The organism is Microbacterium sp. KR10-403 (genome assembly GCF_040196215.1).
Taxonomy (GTDB): domain Bacteria; phylum Actinomycetota; class Actinomycetes; order Actinomycetales; family Microbacteriaceae; genus Microbacterium.
Genome location: NZ_JBEGDC010000007.1, coordinates 270861 through 276861, shown reverse-complemented (window position 1 = coordinate 276861; position 6001 = coordinate 270861). Strand labels below are relative to the sequence as shown.

Annotated in this window: 6 protein-coding genes; all 6 read right to left on the bottom strand. The window is 65.8% G+C overall.

From position 1 onward, the window contains the following. A partial coding sequence (locus ABMQ42_RS17190) for a hypothetical protein (protein WP_349724225.1) occupies positions 1-532 on the bottom strand: 532 nt, incomplete at its 3' end. Between the two features lie 127 nt (positions 533-659). Continuing rightward, positions 660-1514 carry a DUF4145 domain-containing protein gene (locus tag ABMQ42_RS17185; protein ID WP_349724224.1) on the bottom strand — a complete coding sequence of 285 codons (855 nt, stop codon included), beginning with the start codon at positions 1512-1514 and terminating at the stop codon, positions 660-662. A gap of 19 nt (positions 1515-1533) precedes the next feature. Further along, on the bottom strand, positions 1534-2286 hold the full coding sequence (locus ABMQ42_RS17180; RefSeq protein ID WP_349724223.1) for a hypothetical protein: 753 nt from the start codon (positions 2284-2286) through the stop codon (positions 1534-1536). Continuing rightward, the gene (locus tag ABMQ42_RS17175; RefSeq protein WP_349724222.1) at positions 2286-5210 is read right to left on the bottom strand and encodes a phage tail tape measure protein; all 2925 of its coding nucleotides are present in this window, start codon (positions 5208-5210) and stop codon (positions 2286-2288) included. Before ABMQ42_RS17175 ends, ABMQ42_RS17180 begins: the two co-directional genes overlap by 1 nt. Then, positions 5128-5466, bottom strand: a complete 339-nt coding sequence (locus tag ABMQ42_RS17170) for a hypothetical protein (RefSeq protein ID WP_349724221.1) — start codon at positions 5464-5466, stop codon at positions 5128-5130. Before ABMQ42_RS17170 ends, ABMQ42_RS17175 begins: the two co-directional genes overlap by 83 nt. 47 nt (positions 5467-5513) lie before the next feature. After that, positions 5514-5975 carry a hypothetical protein gene (locus ABMQ42_RS17165; protein WP_349724220.1) on the bottom strand — a complete coding sequence of 154 codons (462 nt, stop codon included), beginning with the start codon at positions 5973-5975 and terminating at the stop codon, positions 5514-5516. Positions 5976-6001: the final 26 nt, after the last annotated feature.

Here is a 6001-nt window from a genome sequence, read left to right as displayed (position 1 = left end):
CCTCTGCGAGGCAGTCCTCCATCGTCGGAAACCCGTAGTACGGCCACGTGCGGGTGAATGCACCGGTCCCGTCATCGGGCAGATCGATCGGCAGCGCCCACGTCGGCTCCTCGCCGTCACGCATCGCACGCGACACGATCGCCCGCACCGCACCCGACCTCGACCGGCCGGTGACCGTCAACGTGCCCGACGGGCCCCACGACCCGACACCGAACCCCATCCGCTGCGCGAACAGCGCCCGAATATCCGTCCACTGGCAGGTGACCGCGCCCGCGTCCCGGTCATAATCCGGGGTCAGGAACATGCCCGCCGCGGCGACCGTGTCATCATCATCCACATGCGCGACCATCCGCGCATTCGCCCGGAACAGATCCCGCGCCGTCGACCTGGTGATCGGCTGCTCCCGCAACCGCACCGTCACCGACCCCTGCCCCGACCCGTCGATCTTCGACGACCACGACCCCGCAGACACCAGCGACGACACGTCCAGCAGCGGCGCCCCCGTGATCGTGTCGAAAACGACAGTGCGCATCAGCACCCCTCTCCGTCGCTTGCTGGCGCGCCGGGAGGGCGCTCTGGAACATGCGCTATGGCGACCGATCCCTGGTCGTCAGATACCAGCTCGGGGTGCGAGGATTCCGGTCAGGGGATGCTGAGCGCTATGCCCCGGCGCCTCCACGGCGCGCGCGCCGACGCTCGATGCGCGACCTGACCGCGAAGATTTCCTCGATGATGTCATCCATCAGCTCGAGCACGTCGGCGGCATCATCAGCACCCACGTCCGCGGTCGCGAAATCACCGTGCGCCATATCATTTCCGACATGCCGGATCTCGTGGGCTGATTCAGCGAGCACAGCGCGTAGGTCGTCCTGCTGCGCGAGAGAATCAATCTTCTGGCGGAGCACGCCGGTGGTGACTCCCCGAGCTTTCGCGATCGCTTCCACCACGCTCCGCGCGAGGAGTATCGCAGCGCGGAATGCGCCGATGCTGAAACATCGGTGCGCCTCATCTGCCGGTGAAGCGATCTCTGGAGGCACGTCGACGTATTCTCGCCCCACGGGTGAGACCGGCTCCCAGTACTCGACGTTTCCGATAAGCACCCGAGCGATATCCGCCGGATCGGAGTCAGCGTGAAGGCGCAGCGCGAACGATGCCCCCGACTGATCCGTCGACATCCCCGCGTGGACCATCCCCCCGACGCTGAACCTGCAACAGTTCGCGCACTGGAACGCCGCCTCCGCGCGCATCACCTCGCTGTCGACGATGCGAGCGCTGTCTTCGACATAGTCCATGTAGGTGAGCTTCTTGCAGTAGGGGCACGATGCATCGGCAGGCATGCGGCCAACGTACATCCGAGGAACTCCGGCCAGGAAGTCCGCGAGCGTCGGGACGCTCCGTCCCCGATCCTTAACCATGTAATCCTGGAGCCGCGGACCACCACCGGCCCGGCGAACCTGATCCTTCAACCCACGGATCGTGGCCTGATCAAAACGCACGCGCGCACGCTCAACCATGCGTCCTCCTCCTCGGTCTTCAGATGTACGTATCGGTGACCTTCACGGTCATCTGCCCCGAGCCCGACACCGGCGTGAGCACCACCGACACCGGCTTCTCGCCGCCCGGGACCGTGAACGACTCGGCCACATCCACCGCACCCGACTGCAGCGTGCTGCCCCGGTACAGCCAGCCGCGGGCCAGATCAATCCGGTGAGTCTGCCCCGACGACAACGCCTGATTCACCACGAACTGCCGCCCCTGCGACGCCACCATGTACCCCGACGGCATGCTCCCAGTCACCTCGATCACCGGGGACGCCGGGAAATTACCGTACTGGAACACCTGCACCGTCGTCCCTGTGAAGGTACGCAGTTCCCCGTACTTGCGAGGGTCCACGCAGTGCACGTTGACGAGCCAGTCACCCTCCGACGCGAACCCACGATTCGCGTAAGTCGCGACATCCACCGTCCCGTCGACCCAGAACGTGCCGCGCGGTTCCTCAATCGTCAACCGCACGACCCGGGCGAACAGGCCACGCAGCGCAGCGGACTCGTACTCCATCGACGTGACACTGTCCGCCACATGGAACCCGCTCATCTGCACATCCCGGGCCCGCGCGTACGCGGGCGCCAAGAACTGCCCATGCGACGTGGGGCGGGCGAGCTTCTCCATGTCGACGTCGGGGGCATCCGTCCACCCGGACAGGTCGACGAGATGGAACCCTGCACCGTGGAAGACGTCACCGTACGCGGTGATGCCCGCGAACCGGGCGATCGCACCGGACCGCATCAGCTCCTCCGCAACGCGAAGTTCGTGGCGGCCTTGGACTGCTCCACCTGCACGTCGATGTACTTCAGCAAGTCGATCCCGCCCTTCGATGACACCACCACACGAACCTGCGGGGCCACGGCGGGAGCATCATGGATACCCCCGTCTGCGAAGCTGCGCGACCCGGCCGGCACAATGTCGAACCCCATCCGGTTTGCGGTCTCCGCGAGCACAGGGACGGACGTGCCACGCTTCGCCGGCGACAGGGGAATGTACGCTTCCCCGCCGGTCTCCGGCTCCGCCCACACTCTGTACGCGCCGGCGCGCGCGAACTGGGCGACGTGGTCCTCACGAATGCCGCCGTTCGCGTACGCCTCGATCACACCGCCGTCCGCGCGCGAGATGCCCACCATCCGCCCGACCGTGCTCTGGATTGTGCTGATCCCGTTGGCCTGCACACGGATGTTGATCACCGCGTTGTCGTACCGTCGCTGCAGTGCATCGAGAGCGCTCTGCGCGGCCGCGGTCTTCGCGGTGACGTCAATATCGTGCTGGGTCGGCATGTTGACGACGTGCTCCGAGATGTACTGCAGCTGCTCGTCCGTCGCGCCGAGATCCTTCGCGTTCTGCAGGATCTTGTCCCGGTTCGCCTTCAGCGACTTGTACCACTTGTCCGTATTGTGGTCGACGGCCAGGGCCGCGTCAGCGGCCTTCTGTCCGCCCTTCGCTGTCTCGATGAGCTGGTCGTAGTTGTCGCGGCCGGCGGCTGTCGTCGTGTCGAGGGTTTTCTTGTAGTCTTCGGTGCCCTTCTTCACGTTCGCGACCTGCTTGTCGAGCTTCGCGAGCGAGTCCTGGTAGTCGATGTTCGCGGAGACTGCATCCTGGCCGACACCGTTCGCCTTGTTGATCTGGTCGATCAGCTTCGACAGTTGCGACTCGAGATCGTCGACGTTGCCCGCTGCTTCGAGATACGCGTCGGCGGCTGACTTGGTGACCTCAGTGCCTTCCGCAGTGACACTGTTCTTCTGCTCGGCGACGCGGATCGCTTCCTTCAGCGACCCGGCTTCACCTGCGACCGCCTGCGTCAACGTCTTCGTGGCGTTCCCGTACTCGACCAGACCGAGACCCGTCTCCTTAAGCCGCTGTTTCTGACGCTCACTGCCGTTTGCGCCAGCATCGATCTGCTCGTTCAGCTGCTTCAGCGCATCGACATCGCCCATCGCGGCCTTCGTGACGAGATCCAATCCGACACCGAGCTTCTCCGCCGCGTCGTATGCCGAGTCGCTCTCAAAGACCCACCAGCTCTGTTTCGCAGCCAGGTTCGCCTTCACCATGTCGGTGGTCGACTTGGTGATCCTGTTCGTTCCCTCTTCGAGAGTGTCAGCGTATGCCTGAGCTTTCTGGCGGGCCTCCACCTGCGCCTGCGCGAGAAGACCCACAACCGTGAGCACACCCGCGAGGGCGATACCGACACCGGCACCGACGAGTGCGGTCCGGCCAAGACTGATGTTCGCCAGCTGCAGCGTCTTCCGAAGCTCCACGAACTTCGTCACCAGCCCGAGAGTGGCGCCCTGGAACAGCAGCACAGCACCCGTCGCCACACCGAAGACGAGCGCGGTCGCCTGCACCGGCTCCGGGAGCTCCCCGTACCAGTCCACCAGCGCCGTCACCGACTGCACCATCTCCCGGAGGACATCGTTCGCCCCAGACCCGGTCTTGATCAGGGCCGTGTCGAACGCGCCACCCAGCTTCTCCACATCGCCGGCGAGGTTGTCCTGCCGCATCGCGGCCTGCTCCGCCGCATACCCGGAGTCATTGACACTGTCAGTCCACGTGTTGATCGCGTCCGCACCGCCCGCGTACAGCAGGTTCGCGGCCGTCAGCGACTCGTTCCCGAAGATCCGGCCCAGTGCCGCATTCCGCTCCTCGTCGGTGAGGCCGGCGAACGCCTTCTGCATGTTCCCCGCGATCTCAGACGCGGACAGCATGTTCCCGTTCGCGTCGTACACGGTCAGCCCGTACTGCTCCATCACCGACGCGGCTTGCCGTGACGGGGACTGCAGTGCGGCCAGCACGCCACGCAGGGACGTGCCCGCCTTCTCACCGAGGATGCCCTGCGACGCGAAGTACGCGAGGGTGCCGGCGGTTTCGTCGAGGGACCAGTGCGCGGCCTGCGCCAGCGGACCCACATAGGTGAGTGCCAGGGCGAGGTCATCGACGGACCCCTGCGCCTTCCCCGCCCCGGCGGCGAGCACGTCGGACACGTGCGCGGCCTGCTCCGCGGGCAGCTTGAACTGGGTCAGGGTGGTGGCCATGATCTCCGCCGACCGGGCTACACCCAACTGCCCGGCCGCGGCGAGCGCGAGCGCACCGTTCAGCGACCCGCCGACAATGTCCGACACCGACTGGCCGGCCTTCGCGAGTTCTTCCTCAGCCTCTGCGGCTTCCTTCGCGGAATACGCGGTGTCCGCTCCGGCCTTCAGGGCGGCGTCGCCGAGCTTCTTCTGCTCGTCCTTCGTCGCCATGGTCGCGGCGGCCGTGTTCGACATGGCCTGGTCGAACTCGGCGTACTTCGCGACCGACAGGCCGATCAACGCACCGATCGCGGTACCCGCGATAAGCAGACCCTTCGACAGCTCCTTGAACGCGCCGATCTGCTCCTGCGTGATCTTCGACTGCTGCTGCTGCTTCTTCCCAGCGTCCAGCGCCTTGTCGCCGACATCCTGGGTGGCCTTCGCCTGCTCCTGCAGCGGCGCCTTCGACTGCTGCGCCTTCTTCCCCGCCGCGTCCGTGGAGGTGCCGAGTTGGTCGACCTTCCCCTTCGCGTCCGTCGACGTCTTCCCGACGCCCTGAACGGTCTGGTCAAGCGACCGGAGCTGCGCCTGGGCGGTCTGCGCCCCTGCCGTCTGGATCTTGAAGATCAGCGCGCCGGCGTCGAACGACATCTCTCACCGCCTTCTGCACCCAGGTGCCTTCGATGTCGGGAAGTCGGAGGATCGCGGTCCTGACGAAATGCCACGGGCGGGCGTCGAGAGTCGTGTCGAGATCCGGGATCAGCTGGTGCTGTGCAAGGTCCAGTTCCACCTCGCCGAACAGTTCCGGCCAGATCAGCGACCACAGTTCCTTCGCGGTCAGCCCGTCCGGCTCGTGCACATGCTGCGCCGCCTTCATGCGGCGGGCTTTCCACTCGGGCGTGTACACGTACTCCGGGTAGACGCCGTGCTCATCCGGTCGCCCGACCGGGATGATCAGGCCGTCTCGGATCCCTTGGGCGATGTCGGCAGGACCAAGAGCCCCAAACGGCGCGACAACGCCCCCGCCGCTTTTAGGGTGCCCGCGAGACCCTCACCGCCCTCGAGGTACGCTTTCACGCCGTCGAGGCCGAGGACCGTCTGCCAGAAGAACGCGGGCATGATGACTGCTTCCGCTTCGTCCTGCGACAGTTCCATGCCGATCCGGTTGAAGTTGGTCTGCTGGTCCTCAGGGAGAGGCCGCCACCGTCCCGACTCTTCGTCGTACACGGCACCGTCGACGGCGATCTGCATCGCCTCGGTCATCTCCTGGGCCCGGTTCTCGCCCCCCGAGACACCCAGATACGTATCCGTAATCTGAATGCCGGCCCTGCCGGGGAGGGGATGGACCACGAACGGGTCCATCCCCTCGAACGGCACGATGTGCAGGTCACGGCCGACCTTCTCCACCTTCGTCATGAGATTGCCCTGCGCTCTCTCGTGAC